This window comes from Flavobacterium palustre, assembly GCF_014639535.1.
Classification (GTDB): Bacteria; Bacteroidota; Bacteroidia; order Flavobacteriales; family Flavobacteriaceae; genus Flavobacterium; species Flavobacterium palustre.
In genome coordinates this window covers 480,680-500,375 of the sequence record NZ_BMGA01000001.1, presented here as the reverse complement: position 1 = coordinate 500,375, position 19,696 = coordinate 480,680, and the positions used below count along the sequence as shown (strand labels likewise).

At 34.4% G+C, this 19,696-nt stretch carries 6 protein-coding genes and 1 tRNA gene; 6 read left to right on the top strand and 1 reads right to left on the bottom strand.

The genetic code is table 11. The features are described 5' to 3' along the window. Nucleotide 1: 1 nt before the first annotated feature. On the bottom strand, nucleotides 2-943 hold the full coding sequence (locus IEV84_RS02070; protein WP_188491932.1) for a ribose-phosphate pyrophosphokinase: 942 nt from the start codon (nucleotides 941-943) through the stop codon (nucleotides 2-4). Between the two features lie 287 nt (nucleotides 944-1,230). Here IEV84_RS02070 and IEV84_RS02065 point away from each other — a divergent pair. From IEV84_RS02065 to IEV84_RS02040, 6 genes are all read left to right on the top strand, one after another. Next, nucleotides 1,231-1,310 (top strand) — tRNA-Leu (locus IEV84_RS02065). 454 nt (nucleotides 1,311-1,764) lie between these two features. Then, entirely contained in the window at nucleotides 1,765-4,884 is a 3,120-nt protein-coding gene (lacZ, locus tag IEV84_RS02060) for a beta-galactosidase, LacZ type (RefSeq protein ID WP_188491929.1), read from the top strand. Nucleotides 4,885-5,107: 223 nt separating this feature from the next. Continuing rightward, nucleotides 5,108-9,202, top strand: coding sequence for a hybrid sensor histidine kinase/response regulator transcription factor (locus IEV84_RS02055; RefSeq protein WP_188491927.1), 4,095 nt, complete (start codon nucleotides 5,108-5,110; stop codon nucleotides 9,200-9,202). 58 nt (nucleotides 9,203-9,260) lie between these two features. After that, nucleotides 9,261-10,406: a glycoside hydrolase family 88/105 protein gene (locus tag IEV84_RS02050; protein WP_188491925.1), complete on the top strand. Its 1,146-nt coding sequence runs from the start codon at nucleotides 9,261-9,263 to the stop codon at nucleotides 10,404-10,406. 335 nt (nucleotides 10,407-10,741) lie between these two features. Further along, nucleotides 10,742-15,928: a glycosyl hydrolase gene (locus tag IEV84_RS02045; RefSeq protein WP_188491923.1), complete on the top strand. Its 5,187-nt coding sequence runs from the start codon at nucleotides 10,742-10,744 to the stop codon at nucleotides 15,926-15,928. A gap of 514 nt (nucleotides 15,929-16,442) precedes the next feature. After that, nucleotides 16,443-19,685 (top strand): SusC/RagA family TonB-linked outer membrane protein, encoded by a 3,243-nt coding sequence (locus IEV84_RS02040; protein WP_188491921.1) that lies wholly within the window; start codon nucleotides 16,443-16,445, stop codon nucleotides 19,683-19,685. The last annotated feature ends 11 nt before the right edge of the window (nucleotides 19,686-19,696 follow it).

Here is a 19,696-nt window from a genome sequence, read left to right as displayed (position 1 = left end):
ATTACATGATAAACTTTCCGCTGATGGAATTGTTGTTTTGTACCATGTGCATTACTTCTGCGAAAAGCGGAGCGCAACTTACCACTTTGATTTTATTTGATTCTTTCTTCAATGGAATAGAATCGGTAACGATTAATTCGCTTAATTTGGATTCTTCTATTTTTTCGTAAGCACCGCCTGATAAAATAGCGTGAGTACAAATAGCTCTAACACTTAACGCACCTCTTTCCATCATTAAATCGGCTGCTTTTGCTAATGTTCCTCCGGTATCAATCATATCGTCAACAAGGATTACATTACGACCTTTTACTTCGCCAATTAACTCCATGGTGTCAATAACGTTGGCTTGTTTTCTTTGTTTGTAGCAAATAACTACGTCGGACTCTAAGAATTTAGAATAAGCATAAGCTCTTTTTGAACCACCCATGTCTGGTGAAGCTATAGTTAAGTTATCTAACTTAAGGCTTTCTACATAAGGTAGGAATATAGTTGAAGCAAACAGATGGTCAACCGGTTTTTCAAAGAATCCCTGAATTTGGTCTGCGTGCAAATCCATAGTCATGATTCTTGTTGCTCCGGCTGCTTCCAGCATTTTAGCTATCAATTTTGCTCCAATCGGAACTCTTGGTTTGTCTTTTCTGTCTTGTCTTGCCCAACCAAAGTAAGGCATAACAGCAGTAATATGTCTTGCTGAAGCGCGTTTAGCGGCATCAATCATTAATAATAACTCCATTAAATTGTCTGCATTCGGAAATGTAGAGCAAATAATAAAAACACGTAATCCTCTGATCGATTCTTCGAAAGATGGTTGGAACTCGCCGTCACTGTAGTGAGACATTGATACTTTACCTAGAGGGATTCCGTATGCTTCAGAAATTTTTTCCGCCAGATAGACACTTTGTGAACAAGCAAAAATTTTAGCTTCCGGTTCTTTATGTGACATTTAATTTGTTGTTTTTATTCCGCTGCGCTCCATACTATTTGGTTTTTACTTTTTTTATAAAACCGAACATGTATAAATGCCTCGGGTGGAGTGAGTTAGTGTATGTTGTTTTAACGAGCTGCAAATTTAGAAAATTAATTTGACTGTGAAAGTAAAATTTTAAGATTTTTTCTTAGAATGTTTAAGAATATTTTCTACATTTGCACCGTGTTAAAGAAAAGACATTTGGTCTCAGACTAATTTTCTTTATTGCGTTAGAATAATTGTTTATTATTCTTGTCTGCTAAGCCCGGATGGCGGAATTGGTAGACGCGCTGGTCTCAAACACCTGTGGGAAACCGTGCCGGTTCGACTCCGGCTCCGGGTACAAAAGCCTCTTCGAAAGAAGAGGCTTTTTTTGTTTTTAATATTTTTTCGTAATTTTTTGGATTGATTCCGGATTCATCTTTTGAAGGTATTTTTTATCGATAAGAGTGATTTTAGGTATAAAAAATCGCATTTTTCAGCCTCATTTTTTTAAATGAATGTTCAGGTGGTTTTTAACCTGTTTTAAAAGACTTTTGTTGAAATTATCGAAATAAAAGTTGTTTTTAGGCTGTTAATGCTGAAATACCCCCGTTATTGTATCGTATTACCCCTCATGTCTTTTGGGCTGTTGACTAAATTTGTAAGCTGGATTTTGTCATTCCTTATTTAAGCTGGCTATTTTTATTTTTTGGTTAATAATTAGGATGGTTTTTTAATGTGTTTTTTATTAAGCTGATTTGGAATGACAATTTTCTGTTTTTGTAATTAAAATTTAGATAATCAAAAATAGTTAGATGAAGAATGTTTTTTTAGCAGTTGTTTTGCTTTTAGGTTTGCAAGATAATTTTGCCCAGACTAATGAATGGGAAAACCCACAAATTTTAGACAGAGGTAAAGAATCGGGAAGAAGTTCGTTTCTTTTGTTTAGTAATGAAGCTGAATTAAAAGGCAATGATCCAAAGAAATCAGCATTGTATCAAAGTTTAAACGGACTTTGGAAGTTTGATATTGTGAAAAATCCAACACAAAGACCAATGGATTTCTTTGCAACTAATCTGGATGTTGCTAAATGGAAAGAGATACAAGTGCCATCTAACTGGGAAATGCAAGGCCATGATATTCCTATTTATACCAATATTACGTATCCATTTCCTAAAAATCCTCCTTTTATAGGTGGTGATTACAATCCTGTGGCAAGTTACCGACGTACTTTTTCGGTTTCAGATTCCTGGAAAGACAAAGAAATTATGCTTCATTTTGGCTCTATTACAGGTTATGCCAGAGTGTTCCTGAATGGAAAAGAAGTAGGAATGACTAAGGCTTCTAAAACACCGGCAGAGTTTAATATTACTTCATTTTTAAAGCAAGGAGAGAACCTAATTGCAGTTCAGGTTTTTCGCTGGCATGACGGAAGTTATTTAGAAGATCAGGATTTCTGGCGATTAAGCGGAATTGAGCGCGACGTGTATTTACAGGCAATGCCTAAAACGACAGTTTGGGATTATTTTGTAAAAAGTGATTTAGATAATCAGTATAAAAACGGGATTTTTAATCTTGATGTTACTTTAAAATCTTTTGCAAATACGAATATTAAAAATCCTGCTGTAAAAGTGGATTTGTTTGATAAAGAAGGCAAGGTTGTTTTTTCGGAAACTAAAAAAGTAAGTCCGAAACAACAAAAAATCAGTTTTGAAAAGACTGTTGAAAATGTAAAACAATGGAATGCCGAAACTCCAAATTTGTATCATTACACCATTACTTTGCTTGATAATAAAGGGAAAGTATTAGAGATTGTATCTAAAAAAACAGGTTTTAGAAAAATTGAAATCAAAGACGCTCAATTATTGGTTAACGGTAAAGCGGTTCTGGTAAAAGGGGTAAATATCCATGAACATGATGATGTAAACGGGCATGTTCCTAATAAGGATTTGATGATAAAAGATCTTCAGTTAATGAAGCAATACAATATCAATTCGATTAGAATGTGTCATTATCCACATGATACGCAGTTTTATGATTTATGTGATGAATATGGTTTTTATGTGGTGGATGAGGCTAATATAGAAACCCACGGAATGGGGGCTGAATGGCAAAGTTGGTTCGATCAAAAAAAGCATCCTGCTTATTTACCGGAATGGGCACCGGCACATTTGGATCGTGTAAAAAGAATGTTTGCTTTCGATAAAAATCATCCTTCAATTATTATCTGGTCTTTAGGAAATGAATGTGGAAATGGTCCTGTTTTTTATGATGCTTACAATTGGTTAAAACAAGTAGATGCTACGCGTCCGGTTCAGTTTGAGCAGGCGGGAGAAAACAGCAATACAGATATTGTATGCCCGATGTATCCAAGTATTAAAAGCATGAAAACCTATGCTGAGGCCGATAAAAAGCGTCCGTATATCATGTGTGAATATTCACATGCGATGGGGAATAGTAGCGGGAATTTTCAGGAATATTGGGATATTATTCACGGTAGCAAACACATGCAGGGTGGTTTTATCTGGGATTGGGTAGATCAGGGTATCAAAACCAAAAACGAAAAAGGAGTTGAGTTTTGGGCTTATGGAGGTGATTTGGGAGGAGCTAAATTGCAAAATGACGAAAATTTCTGTGCTAATGGTTTGGTGTCTGCTAACAGAATTCCGCATCCTGGTTTGTTTGAAGTTAAAAAAGTGTATCAGGATATTCAATTTCAATTAAAAAATGAAACAGATTTGTTGGTTAAAAATTATTTTAATTTCACTAATCTGTCTAATTATAGTTTCAAATGGGAGTTGATTAAAAATGGGCTAAAAGTGAAGGAAGCTACATTTGATTTGGATGTCAATCCTGAGCAAACTAAAGAATTTCATTTGGATTTAGGAGCTTTAGATGCTAATTCAGAATATTATGTCAATGTATATGCTTTTTCAAAATACGATACGCCTTTAGTTGCTAAAGGACATGAATTTGCCAGAGAACAATTTGCTATTGGTAAGGGAAATTATTTTAAGAATAATGCAATGGTATCTAAAAGTCCGGCTAAATTGAAGTACAGCGTTAAAAATAATGTGCTTTCTTTTGAGACCGAAAGTATTGTAGGAGCATTTGATTTGCAAAAAGGAGAAATATTAAAATATACATCTAAAAATGCGGCTAATGTTTTGATTTCAAATTTTCCAACACCTTATTTTTGGCGTGCGCCAACAGATAATGATTTTGGAAGTGGCATGCAGAATAAATTGGTTCTTTGGCGGGAAGCACATAAAAATCCAACAGTATTAAGTATTGATTTAGACAAAAAATCTCCTGAAGGATTGTTGATTAAAGTGGTTTACAAACTAGCTCAAATAGATGTTCCTTATACTGTGGATTATTTAATTCAAAATGATGGCGCAATAAAGGTTACAGCAGCTATTGATATGACCGGGAAAGATTTGCCTGAATTACCACGTTTTGGTATGCGATTAAAATTAAACGGAGATTATGATAATTTGAATTATTACGGAAGAGGGCCTTGGGAAAATTATTCTGACAGAAACACTGCTTCTTTCATGGGAGTTTATTCAGATAAAGTGATTAATCAATATACAAGAAATTACATTCGTCCTCAGGAATCGGGCTATAAAACCGATGTTCGTTGGTTGATGTTGAGCAATTCAAAAGGTCAGGGTTTAAAAATAGAAGGAAAGCAGGCTATTGGTTTTAGTGCATTGAATATTCCAACAGAAGATTTGGATCCTGGCAAACGAAAATCACAACGTCATCCATCCGATTTGGATTTGAATTCTAAAGATGCGGTTTATCTGCATTTAGATTACAAACAAAGAGGTGTTGGAGGAGATGACAGCTGGGGAAGTTTGCCTCATGATAACTACCGATTATTAGATAAAAAATATAACTATACTTATATAATTTCATTGGTTGATTAGGTAAGTGGTTTTTGTGTGTTTCTTTAGGAAAACCTATGATGTTTATTCATGGGTTTTTCTAATTTTAGAGCTTATAACATTCTGGAGCATTTTTATTAGAATAATTTGATTTTTTATTCATTGTTAGCCAAGTCTTAGTTATTTTAGGCGTTTTATAAAATCAGGCAAAAGAATGAGAATTAGATTGAAATTTTTTTGCTTAATCCCAAAAGAACCGAATATTTTGAGAGATAGATTGCTACTGTTTTTGTTGTTATTAGTTTGTTTTACAGCTCAATCGCAAGCTGTAAAAGGGCTGCCTGTGCCAAATTACAATCAGGAAAAATACGATATTGGCTATTTAGGAATCGAAAACGGATTGGCTAATAATGCTGTGACTTCTGTTTATAAAGACAAACGGGGCTTAATGTGGTTTGGTACTTATGACGGAATAAGTAGGTATGACGGATATAGTTTTACTAATTACAGAAACGAGCCTAATGATGTAAATTCATTAATCAATAACAGAGTTGTAACTATTTGTGGTAATCAAAATGAGATTTGGATTGGTACAAAAACCGGTTTGAGTATTTATAGCTATTCAACCAATCGTTTTAGCACAAGACGCTGCCAGAATCCTAAAACAGCTAAGAATGAATTAATTGATATTGCTATAAATGATATTAAGGATTATCGAGGCAAAATGTATATCGCCACAGCTGGCAGAGGATTGCTTTATTGTTCTGAAAAAGGAGGTGAAATTACTCCAATTCCGCTTTATGTAAACGGAAAATTACAGTGGGATTATCATGTTCAGGGTATTGATTTTGATAGATCAGGGACATTATGGGGTTTTGTTCAGGGAGCCGGACTTGTAATGCTGAAGCCAAATACAAAAAAAATAACGATAGCATTTGCGGGTGTTTTAAGTGGAGGTTGTGTTTTTTATGATGGATTCTCAAATATATGGGTTGCTGTTGAAGGAGGTTTGCTGAAATACAATATAGTTGATAAAACATACAGGTTTTATAATAATCAGGAAATTCAATATCCTATTGCTGATGTAATGTATAAGCCCGATTCAAAAGAACTTTGGATTGCTACAAACGGAAACGGTGTTGTAAAATATAATTTCACTTCAGATTCTTTTTCGCTGTTAAGTACAGGTTTGAATAACGGAAAGTTAAATAGCAATGCTATTTCTTCGTTGTTTTTAGACCGTGAAAACAGGGTTTGGATAGGTACATTAAGAGGAGGTGTGAACAGAATTGAGAATAAGAAAACTCCTTTTTCGACTATTTCTAAAAATGAAAAAACAACAAATACTTTGCCCAGCGATTTTATTTTGTCTTTATGTGAACAAGATAGTAATCATCTTTGGATAGGAACTGACGGAGCCGGAGCCAGTTTATGGGATAGAAAAAATAATGTGTTCACCAATTATTCTTACAATCCCAATAATCCTAATTCGTTAACGAATAATTTCGTTTCGACAATTGTAAAAGACCATAAAGGAACCTGGTTTGGAACTTATGGGGGAGGGGTTTGTCTTTTTAATGCTCAGACCCGGAGTTTTAAAAGATACCAGCTTTTTAATCTTAAATACAATATTGTTCAAAGGAATATCTGGGTACTTTTTCATAGTAAAGATGGGGTTTTGTGGGCTGCCTCTCCGGACGAAGAGGGATTGTATCGTTATAATGCAACTATCGATCAGTTTGATTATGTTGATGCCAAAATCAGTGGGATTATTTCGATGGCTCAAGATGCACTGGGAAATCTTTGGTTAGGGAATTTTACAAAATTAATTAAACTCAATCCAAAGACATTGGAGCGTCAGGAAATTGAGATTAAATATCCTGTGCGGTCTATTGTTTCTGTTTCTAATACAAAAATGCTTGTTGGTACTGAGGGTGATGGTTTGATGATTTTTAATCCTCAAACTTCTCAAAAAAAATTTCTGACTCAGGCAAATGGAATTTCGAATAATTCAGTTTTAAATATTATTCGCGACAATCAGGGTGCATACTGGTGCAGTACCTACAACGGAATTTTTGTATATAATCCGGTTAACGGAAAAATCACTACTTATCATGATGCCGACGGACTTCAGAGCAATCAGTTTAACTATAATGCAGCACTAAAACTTGCTACAGGAGAAATTGTTTTTGGAGGAATTAAAGGTTTTAATATTATTGATACTAAGGTAAACAGCTTAATACATGCTTTTCCTAAACTGGTAATTACTTCGATTAAAGTTAATAATAAAGCTATTGAAGAATCAGGTTTGACAGCATTTGGGATTAATAAATTAGAACTTCCCTACGATGAGTCGATGTTGAATATAGAATTTGCTGCATTAGAGTATAGCTTGCCTGAAAAAATATCTTATGCTTATTTTTTAGAAGGATGGGATTCGCAATGGCATTATGTTGATAATATCCGAAGTGCTAATTATTCCAGATTGACAGAGGGGAATTATACTTTAAAGATTAAATCGACAAATGCAGAAGGGATTTGGAATTCTAAAACCATTTCGCTGCCTGTTACTATTTTACCGCCTTGGTATAGAAGCTGGTTTGCTTATCTAATCTATTTATTAGGAATTGGTTTTGTAATTTATGTTGTTGATAAATACCAAAGAAAACAGGCTCAGTTGAAGTATGAGGTGCAGCTTTCGCAGGATTTGGCTAAACAGGAAAAAGAGTTAAATGAAAAAAAACTAACCTTTTTTACCAATATTTCTCATGAGTTTCGGTCTCCTTTAACAATGATTATCAATCCGCTGAAAGATATTATTTATGGCGATAAACAGCAAATAGATTCCGGGGCAATAGAAATGGTGTACAGCAATTCCCGAAGATTATTGAGTCTAGTAGATCAGTTGTTGCTTTTTAGAAAAACAGAAACTGAGACGGGAAAACTTAAAATTGCAAAAATTGATATTGTTGAATTGTGTAAAGAGGTATTTAGCTGTTTTGTACATCATGCCAAAACTAAAAAAATAGACTATAGTTTTAGTATTTCTGAAGAAACTATCTACGTTTATGCCGATCGGGAAAAAATTGAGATGGCTTTGTTTAATTTGATTTCAAATGCCCTGAAATTTACCGAAAAAGAAAATGGAGCAGTCTCTGTTAATTTGCGTTCTATTGGTAATGAGGTTGTTATAAATGTTGTTGATAATGGAGAAGGAGTTCCGGAGGCTGATAAGGAGAAAATATTTAATCTGTTTTATCAGTCGAATAAAAATATTAAAAACAACCGAAAAGGGTTTGGTATAGGGCTTTATCTGGTGAAACAATTTGTCAATCAGCATCATGGGAAGGTGAGTTGTGCTGATAATGAAAAAGGAGGAGCGACATTTGAAATTAGACTGTTTTTAGGGAAAGAGCATTTTGGAGATATAGAAATACGCGAAGATTTAAGTGACAGAACCTTGTTTTTAGAAGAATTTTTAGAAGACAAAGTAGAGGAAGATACATTGGCTAAGGATGAAGAATCTGAAATTACAGAAGAGTTAATAAAAGATGCCAAAAGTATTTTAGTTGTGGATGATAATCCTCAGATAAGAAATTATTTGAAGAAAATATTGGCACCTAAATACAGTGTAACTGCTGCTGAAAGTGCAGAAAAGGCATTGGAAATAATCAGGAAAGTACAGCCGGATTTAATTATCTCGGATGTGGTGATGGGCGATATGAATGGTGTGGCTTTCTGTAAACATGTAAAATCAGATGAGGAGTTAAAACACATTCCGATAATATTGCTTACCGGAGGAACTTCCGAAGAGGTGAAGTTGAAAGGAGCCGAAGTAGGAGCGGACGATTACATTACAAAACCATTCGATAATGATTATTTGCTGGCACGAATTAATGGAATTTTAACTCGTCGTGATAGTGAACAGAATTATCTCCTTAATTCGGTTACAAAAAATGTCGCAAGTCCAAAATTGTCTGATGAAGACAAAAAACTGCTGGATAAAATAGTGGAAGTAATTGATGCTAATTTAGATGTTGAAAGTTTTAATGTTCAGGATTTAGCAATTGAGTTAGGGATGAGTCATTCTTTGGTATATAAAAAAATTAAAAAAATTACGGGTAAATCAGTTTCTGAATTTACTCGAAATGTGCGATTAAGAAAAGTAGCGACCTTGTTGATTACAACCGATTTGCAGATTAGTCAGGCTGCTTCAATGGCTGGTTTTGGCGATATTAAATATTTTAGAAAGCAATTCCAGCAATTTTATGATATGAATCCTTCTGAATTCAGGAAGAAATATCAAAATGTAAAAGATAACAAATATATATTGAATGAAAGTTTCTGGAAATCAACCTGATTTTATTCATGCCAATTTACCATCTAAAATAATAAATTATTAATCTAATCTATAACCAATGAATTTAAAACAGACACTTTTAGCACTAATAATTGCTGTAACAGTTGTTAGTTGTAAAAGTACCGCAGTAAAAGAAACAGCAATAAAGCAATCTAAAAAAGAGATTGTTGCCATTATTGATAAGGTAAACAATCATTGGCAGGAAACGCATTCGGAATTGGGCAATGCTTTCTGGAATGTTGCTGCTTATCATACCGGAAATATGGAAGCCTATAAGGTTACCAAAAACAAAAAATATTTGGATTATTCGAATGCCTGGGCAGAGAAAAACCAATGGATGGGGGCTAAATCTCAAAATAAATCAGAATGGAAATACAATTACGGAGAAACCGATAAGCATGTGTTGTTTGGCGATTGGCAGATTTGTTTTCAAACCTATATTGATCTGTACAATTTTACAGGAAAAAAAGAGGCGTATAAAATTGCCCGTGCCCGGGAAGTAATGGAATATCAGATGAGTACTGCTGCCAATGATTATTGGTGGTGGGTTGACGGTTTGTATATGGTGATGCCGGTAATGACTAAGTTGTATAAAGTAACCGGAAACGAAATGTATTTAGAAAAGTTGCATTCCTATTTAAGTCATGCCAACAGCATTATGTATGACGATGAGGAGAAATTGTATTTCCGCGATGCAAAATACATTTATCCTAAACACAAAAGTGCTAATGGTAAAAAAGATTTTTGGGCCAGAGGAGACGGATGGATTTTTGCGGGTTATGCGAAAATTATTCAGGATTTACCAAAGAATGCCAAACACAGACAGGAATACATCAACCGATATAAAGACATGGCTAAGTCATTGGCGGCAGCACAACAAAAAGAAGGCTATTGGACCAGAAGTATTCTAGATCCGGAACATGCTCCGGGGCCTGAAACCAGCGGAACAGCCTTTTTTACTTACGGCTATTTATGGGGAATCAATAATGGTATTTTGGATAAAAAGACTTATTTGCCTGTGGTTGAAAAATCATGGAATTACTTAACTAATGTTGCATTGCAGGCTAACGGGGCCGTGGGGTATGTGCAGCCTATTGGCGAAAAAGCCATTCCCGGACAAGTAGTTGATAAAAACTCTACAGCCGATTTTGGTGTGGGGGCTTTTTTATTGGCAGCATCAGAGATGTATCGTTTTGTGGAATAGTTTTATAAAAACTTAAATAAATCGGCTGTGTTTCAATTAGGAAATACAGCCGATTTTGTTTTGTGTAAAAAACAATAGTATGGGGTTTAGTCGAAACTCTTGTTTGGTAAAAAGTTAAATAATTTTTGTATTGTCAGATAATTTGCATTTTATTTATTTATGATGTAAAAATTAGCTGTTTTAATTGTGTAAATACTAATACTACCCTTTTTAAATATTATAATCTCCCCCTCAGTGTCAAAACTGTTAAGGTAAATTTGGACAGTTAATGAGGACTTTATTGCTCTCATGGCAGAGTTTATAACGAGTATATAATAATTTAAAATGATTTCAGTATGAGGAACAATTACACAATTTTATTATTATTTTTAATAGCCTTCGTGTACAAAATACGGGCACAGGCTCCCAGTCTTCCTGTTAAACCAGGACTAGCCACAAGTTTGAGTGGTTCTAAAACTTTTAGTAACAGTACGGACTCAGACATTGTAGTGTTTCCATTGTCTAATCCAAACGAATTTACCTTAGAGGTCAAAGCCAAAATAAATGCAGCTCAGGGAAGAGGTTTGGATGTAGAGCTAAAAAATGCTTCGGGACTTGGAGTAAGGACATCATTAGATAAAACTACTTTTAATAATTCAACCAACTTGTCTTCAATTAGTAATCTGAGTACTTCGGTTGATAACGGACAAGAACAAACGTATAGATATGCCGTAAAAGACGGAGTAGCGCATATTTATCAGGATGGACATTATTTAACGTCTAAAACACTTGATTTTGTAACGGATGCTAATGCGGGTACTCAACCGATTGTATACGGGACAGATAATTTATTGGGAAGATGGGCCGGAATTGTTGGGAATAATTCAGGAAAGCCTACTGATTACGGATGGGCTAATACCTATGCCAGCCTGCCTTGGAACACTGCTAATTCCACAAGTGGTGTCAGGTATTTAGATGTGACTTCGGGGCATACTTATGAATCAGATGGCACGGTTTTCAAAGGACGCATCATGTATATGCGTTGGGATGGCAGCGCCTATTCTTCATCTACTTACAGTTATCCAATAAAATTAGAAAAAGGTTTGCAGTATGAATTTTCATGGTTGTATGAATATGTGTCCAATGCTGCTGCCGGAGCTAAAATGAATGTGTCCATTTCATCTGCGGCTAATGGTACGGGTGCAATAACTTCAAAAACATTTGTTACCGGTAGTGCCAATAAATTGAGAAAAGGCGATTTTACCTTTGTGTCTCAGTCAGATGGGACTTACTATTTGACAATAACGGGTGATTATGCTCTTTTTGGTATTGCTAATCTCAAAATTAAATCGACTAATCTAATCAATAACTGGGATGGTCTAGCCGAAAATAGTGCCGGGAAACCATCAGATTATGGTTGGGTTAATTCAAGTGACCCTGCTGTTTTTAATACAGCTAATTCAACAAGCGGTGTAAGGTATATGGATGTTACTTCGGGACATACTTTCGAAACGGATGGCTCTAATTATTCAGGAAGATTGATGTATATCAGATGGGATAATACGGTTATTGAAAATTCAACCTACTCTTTTCCGGTACAGTTAGAGGCTTCGAGAGATTATCAGTTTTCGTGGATTTATGATTACATTTCAAATGGAGCTCCTAATGATAAAATAAAAGTATCTATAACAGATGCTACGGGAGCTGTTCTTGCTACAAAAATTTTTACATCAGGAGCTATTAATAAATTGAGAAAGGGAGATTTGTCTTTCCAGTCTCAAAGTGCAGGGACTTATTATATTAAGATAACAGGGGATAAGGCACTTTTTGGAATCGGAGATTTAAAAGTTGTATTAGAACAAGTTCCAAAGATTGTAATAGGGAAAAACTATAGTGTTGGAGCTGTAGATATGGTAGTGAATTCGGTGACTTATGAAGATGTTGCCTATGCTCCTGAAAAGATTATAGATCCTTCAGCACAAAGTTTAGAAACTACAACTAACTTAAATGTTGGTGCTTTGTCCAAAACAAAAATGGTTTTAAAATCATCGGCTTCTTTGTATTTAAATAACGCATATAATCCTTTAATTAATTCAACTGTAGATTTGAATTCAACCGATGCCCGTGTGTATTTTGAGAATGTTGAACCATCTGAAGTTATTAGTTCATATCTGAAATTAATATCAGTAAACGGTGTTGCTGCAGGCAATAATGCCAATGTATTTGTCACAACTTATGGAAACGGAGCAGTAGTTGTTCCTCATTCATCAGATTATCAGCCTTTGGAAGTGTTTTCGGGAGAAAATTATGGAGGAGATGCTAAGCAATATAAAATAGTTACTCCCAATACTAACTTAGGTGCTTTTGATAATAATATAAAATCATTTAAACTGAAAAAAGGGTATATGGTAACCTTTGCTTCTAATTCGAATGGAACCGGTTATAGCAGGGTTTATGTAGCCGAAAGTCAGGATTTGATGGTGCCTGTTTTACCGGCTTATTTAAATGGAACGATTTCTTTTATCAGAACGATGAGGTGGAATGAAGTTACTAAAAAAGGATTGGCAGGAGGTAGTCAAGCTGCTCAGGATGCTTTGAATATTTCCTGGTATTACAACTGGAATACAGGCGGAAATACAACTCCTAATATTGAATATGTTCCTATCCGACAAACACTTTATTGGCCGGATTTTGGACCTGCAAATACTAAAGAAGGTTATACTCACTTTTTAGGATATAATGAGCCAGATCGTCCCGATCAGTCCAATATGACAGTTGATCAGGCTATTGGTGGTTGGCCAAGTTTTATGCAATCAGGTTTAAGATTAGGTTCGCCGGTTACATCTGATCCTTTTAATCCTTGGATGGCTAGTTTTATGACCGAGGCAGAGAAACGTAATTATCGTATAGATTATGTTGTGCTTCATTGTTATTGGTACAAAACCGCTGCTCAATGGGCTAGTGATTTACAGACGATTTATAATAAGTACAAAAGACCAATATGGATAACAGAGTGGAATATAGGAGCCAATTGGACAGGAAATAATTTTCCTGATGGACCTACCTTACTTACTGATGCCAATGCGACCAAACATAAAAATGATTTGATTGCGGTTTTAAATGTGTTGGAAAGTGCTGATTATGTAGAACGTTATTCTATATACAATTGGGTTCAGGATGCCAGAGCTATGTATGTTACCATTGATGATGCTTTTAAAACAAGAAACCCTAATTGGGCTAATTATGCTTGGCTACAAACAGCTCCAGTGATAGCAAAATCAGGAACTGATAATATTGTTTTGACTCCGGCCGGGGAATATCATGCTAAAAACCCATCTAAAAAGGCTTATAATCCGGCTAGAGAATATGTTAGTGTGTGGAAACCTAAAGTTGAAACCTTGAGTTATGTACTGTCATCAGATTATAAAAATATTACAATTAATTGGACAGGTACTAATCAAGATTTAGTAAATAAATATGTTCTTGAAAGAAAATTAGAGGGTGAAACAGCATTTTCAGTTTTTTATGAATCAACAGACTATAAGATTGTTAAAATTATTGACCAGGTTCATTCAAAAGCAGAATATAGAATTAAAGTTGTTGGGAAAGATAATACGGAAACAGCTTATTCAGCTATACTGATTTTTGAACAATCAGCACTCGCTGCTACTCCGGCTAATGTAGAAGGGCAAGCATTATCTACTTCAATAATTAAATTAAAATGGTCTGCTGCAGAAGGGGCTTTAAGTTATGATGTCAAAAGATCAGGAGCTGTTGATGGTATTTATGAAAGTATAGCTTCTTATGTAAAAGACACTATTTTTGAAGATACAAATTTAGCAGAGAATACAAATTACTACTATAAAGTTGCATCACAAAATTCGGGAGGAGAAAGTGAAAATTCTACTCCTTTGGAAGTTAAAACATTGACTTTGCAAATTCCAAATGCAGTATCAAATGCCAACTTGTCCTACGGTGATGCAAAAGTGAATCTGGAATGGGATTTTATGTATGATGCTCATTTTTATATAAAAAGAGCAACTTCTTATTCAGGTCCATTTACTACTATAGCTACTGTTGAATCAAATGAATATACAGATATGGCAGTTGAAAACGGAAAGATTTATTTTTATAAAATCTCAGCCTTTAATTCTTTGGGAGAAGGAGCTGAATCAAGTTTATTGATTGGAAAGCCAAACCAGGGAGAAAAAATCACCGGTACTATAATTGGTCATCAGGGATCTTATCAAAATAACGGGTTAACGATAGAAAAAGCTTTTGATGGAAATATAACGACCTATGTGGATGGTCCTACTTCGATAGGGTATTTAGGATATGACTTTGGAGCTGGTATGGGAGCTAATTTAACAGCTATAAAATATATTCCTCGTAATGGTTTTGGAAATCGTATGTCAGGAACTCAGATTCGAGGTTCTAATAGTGATGATTATCTAAATGATTATGAGGTTTTACATACTATAACACAAATACCAGCTGTGAATGTTTTTACTGAAGACAAAGGTTTAGCAACAGGAAATTATCGATATATTTATTGGTATTCACCAAATGGATATGGAAATATCGCTGAGCTTGAATTTTATGGTACTGTTAGTGAAATTGCCGATGATGATCAAGATGGGGTTACAAAAAGTAATGATTGTAATGATAATGATGCAACTGTTCATGTGCCAATGCTATATTATTTAGATACAGATAAGGACGGATTTGGATCAACAGTAACGGAAATGCTGTGTACATCAGTTGCTCCTGAAGGTTATGCAACAAATAATACTGATTGTGATGATAGTAAATTATTATATGCTGATAATGATGGTGATGGATTTGGGGCAGGTATTCCAGTGGCATGTGGTGTAGAGAACAATGATGATTGTGATGATTCAAATGCTATTCAATTGGCGGCATCAATCCCTGATGTTTATGCGATTAATAATGCACAGGAAAAAAATACTATCTATGTTGGTTATGGATCATCTTCGTTGCCAATCAAAGTTATTCCAGTAGGTGGAACAGCACCATATTCTTATTTATGGAGTACAAACCAAATTACTGAGGCAATATCAGTATCAACTGGTGGAAACTACAACGTATTAATAACTGATGCCAATGGTTGTCAAACTTCAGCTTCGATTAATATTAATGTAATAAATGTACAATGTGGCAACTCAGGCGATAAGGTTATAGTGTGTCATAATGGTCAGGAAATCTGTATAAGTTCAAGTGCTGTTCAAGTGCATCTTAATCATGGAGATAAACTGGGAAGTTGCAATACCACTCCTGCGACTATTATTGAAAACGTTACTCTTTTTCCAAATCCAGTTATGACAGTTTTAAATGTTAAAGTAGATAAAGTTTATGACGGAGCAGAACTAGAGTTGTATGATATTTTAGCGAAAAAAGTTAAATGGGAACCATTAATAAGTACAATGCATCAAATGTCTTTGGGTGATTTAAATAGAGGAGTCTACTTCTTGCATGTTAAGAATGGAAAATATTATACTATAAAATCGATTGTGAAAAAATAACTAATTGTGAGTCGGTCCTAAGATAGGTTGACAGATTGATATAAATTTCCCGATTGCATTATGTAGTCGGGATTTTCATTTATATACCTGCTCAGGTGTCTTTATCTTTAAGGGTAAATAAGGTCTTTTATTGGTTTAAAAATTTAAGGTCAGCCCTAGTTAAATTGAGGCTGGCTTTTTTATTTGTATTAAAGAGTGAAATTCGTTTTGTTGTTTTTTTAGAATGATTAATATGTTGTTTTTTATATAAATTTTTGCTATACCTATAAAAATAAGCTGTTTTTATTGGTAAATACTAATTTACCCCTTTTTTATTATTATAATTCCCCCCCTTAAACAATTAGTGTTCTGCTAGATTTGTAATGTGAATTAAATGTTAATATAATTTGGATTAATCATAAAGAATGTATAAAATAGTTCTTTGGGTGTTTTTCATTTATATTATAAAAGTCACGAACTAACAAACTATTAATTAACCAAAAAATTACAAGCAAACATGACAAAATTTATTAGGATGAAAAAGGTTCCTGATTGTGCATTTGGATTTGATTTGAGAAAGAAACTTACATTGTTTTGTGTACTCGCTTCTTTGTCACAGGCGCAGGCGTACACGATCAATTATGCAAGTGAAAAAGGACTTCTGAAAGTACAACAGCAAAAAAGTATAAGTGGGCAGATTAATGACGAAAACGGAATGCCTCTACCGGGTGCAACGGTTTCGATAAGGGACACTAAAATAGGAACTATAACCGATTTTGACGGAAAATTTACTTTGAAGATAGATGCTAATTCAAAGGTGTTAGTTGTGAGTTCTATAGGCTATCAAACAATTGAATTACAAATAGGAAATCGTACTGATTTTAAAGTGCAATTGAAACCAAGTTCAGAAGGCTTAGAAGAAGTTGTTGTAGTGGGATTTGGAACTCAAAAGAAAGAAAGTGTAGTTAGTGCTATTACAACTATTCCTGTTGGAGAAATCAAAGGCCCTTCGAGTAACTTGACAACAATGATGGCGGGAAGAGTATCTGGTATGATTGCTTATCAAAGAAGTGGAGAACCTGGATCTGATAATTCTGATTTCTTTATTCGAGGACTGGGGTCTTTTGGGTCAGGTAAAGTAAATCCATTAATATTAATTGATGGTATTGAATCAACTGCTACAGATATGGCACGTGTACAGCCTGATGATATTGAGTCTTTTTCAGTTTTAAAAGATGCTTCAGCAGCTTCTATTTATGGTGCCCGTGGAGCTAATGGAGTAGTATTGATTACTACTAAATCAGGTAAGGATGGAAAACTTAAAGTGAAATTTAGACAAGAGAATAAAATCTCAGGTAATACTAAGAATTTTAAATTTGCAGACAATATTACTTATATGCAATTAGCTAATGAAGCTGTATTGACTAGAAATCCAATAGGAGTTTTACCTTATTCTCAAACAAAAATAGACCGAACAGCAGCTGGAGCAGATCCTATTCTATACCCTAATAATAATTGGATTGACCAATTAATAAAAGATTATACTTTTAATCAAGGTTATAATTTAAGCGTTAGTGGAGGTAGTGATAAGGCACAATATTATGTGGCAAGTACCTATAATATAGACAATGGAGTATTGAAAGTAGATAATTTGAATAATTTTAACAGTAATATTAAATTAAGGAATTACTCTTTCAGATCCAATGTTAATATGAAATTAACTCCTTCTACTGAGGCTATCGTTAGATTGTATGGACAGTTTGATGATTATACAGGACCACTAGGAGGGAATGATGCTAATGGAAATTGGGTGTCTGGTGGAGGAAACATATTCAATAAAGCAGTTTGGTCTAATCCCGTGGCTTTTCCGGCAACTTATCCAAATGAATTGCTTCCTTATATAGAACATCCATTATTTGGAGGAGCTGTTACGGGTAACGGAAGTACCACTTTGTTGACAAATCCTTATGCCGAAATGGTTAAAGGATATGAAGTTTATAAAGCTTCAACAATTCAAACTCAAATTGAGTTGAAACAGGATCTTAAAGCTTTTACTCCTGGTTTAAGAGCAAGAGCAATGGGTTATGTAAGAAGATATTCATATTACAGGGTATCCAGACAATACAATCCTTTCTTTTATAGTGCAATGGTTAATCCTGATACAGAAGAAATCAGTTTAACACTTTTGAACAGTGGAACAGAAGGTTCTATTGGTACTCCCGGTACTGAATATTTGAATTATAGTGAGGGAGCTAAAAATCTTACTTCAACTTTATATTTAGAAACAGCAGTTAATTATAATAGAGTTTTTGCAGAAAAACATGATGTCTCCGGAATGTTAATTAATATTATGCAAACTAATGAATCAGGTAATGCCGGAAATCTTCAGTCTTCATTACCAAGTAGAAACTTTGGGCTTTCGGGTCGTTTTACCTATGCTTATGATTCCAGATATTTAGCTGAGATTAATTTTGGTTACAATGGATCAGAACGATTTGCTCAAAACAACAGATTTGGATTCTTTCCTTCTTTTGCTGTAGGTTATTCAATCTCAAATGAAAAGTTTTTTGAGCCTTTACTTGATGTTGTAAGCAGTTTAAAGTTTAGAGCCAGTTACGGATGGGTAGGGAATGACCAAATTGGAAATTCAGCAGACCGATTTTTTTACTTGTCTAATGTAAATTTGAATGATGCAAATTATGGGGCTAGTTTTGGGGATTTGAATGGTTATTATCGTCCGGGAGTTTCTATTTCCAGATATGCTAATGAGAAAATTAGTTGGGAGCGTTCCAAGCAAATTAATATTGGTATGGATTTAAAATTATTTAATTCGATTAATATTGTTGTTGATGCTTTTAAACAAACCCGTTCTAATATTCTTCAAACTCGTTCTAATATAGGATCTACTTTAGGACTTGCGGTAACTCCTTCAACTAATTTTGGTCAGGCTGAAAGTCAAGGTATGGACATGTCTATCAATTATAATGAGCATTTTGGAGATAATTGGTTTGTTAACTTCAGAGGAAACTTAACTTATTCTACAAGTAAAATATTGAAATACGATGAGAATTATTATCCGCCGGAATTGGATTATTTGTATAGAAAAGGAAATTCAATTGCACAAAGTTATGGATACATTGCCGAAAGACTATTTGTTGATGATCAGGAAGCTGCCAATTCACCAAGACAATTTGGTACTTATGGCGGAGGAGATATTAAATATAGAGATGTTAATGGTGATGGAGTAATTACTTCTTTAGATCAGGTGCCTATTGGATATCCAACTTCGCCGGAAATTATTTATGGTTTTGGGGGTACATTGGGATATAAAGACTTTGACTTTAGTTTGTTTTTTCAAGGTTCTGCTCGTTCTTCATTTTTTATTAACCCGAGAAATATTTCTCCTTTTGTTACTAATGGAGGGGCTCAAAACGGATTGTTAAAAGTAGTGGCTGATGACCATTGGTCTGAGGATAATAGAGATGTATATGCTTTTTGGCCTCGATTAAGTAATAATTTTATTGATAATAATAATCAATCATCAACTTGGTGGATGAGAAACGGTGCGTTCTTAAGACTTAAAAGTGTTGAGTTAGGATATAATTTACCTGATAAAATTGTGGATAAATTCCATATCTCAGGTTTAAGAGTATATGCCAATACAACAAATCCAGTGGTATTTAGTCAATTTAAATTATGGGATCCTGAGATGGGTGGAAATGGTCTGGGTTATCCTGTTCAATCAACATACAATTTTGGGATATTGCTTGATTTATAAGAGAGTGTTAT

Coding starts and splice junctions, on each gene's coding strand:
- IEV84_RS02070 (WP_188491932.1), bottom strand. CDS start 943: ATGTCACATAAAGAACCGGAAGCTAAAATTTTTGCTTGTTCACAAAGT.
- lacZ (WP_188491929.1), top strand. CDS start 1,765: ATGAAGAATGTTTTTTTAGCAGTTGTTTTGCTTTTAGGTTTGCAAGAT.
- IEV84_RS02050 (WP_188491925.1), top strand. CDS start 9,261: ATGAATTTAAAACAGACACTTTTAGCACTAATAATTGCTGTAACAGTT.
- IEV84_RS02045 (WP_188491923.1), top strand. CDS start 10,742: ATGAGGAACAATTACACAATTTTATTATTATTTTTAATAGCCTTCGTG.
- IEV84_RS02040 (WP_188491921.1), top strand. CDS start 16,443: ATGAAAAAGGTTCCTGATTGTGCATTTGGATTTGATTTGAGAAAGAAA.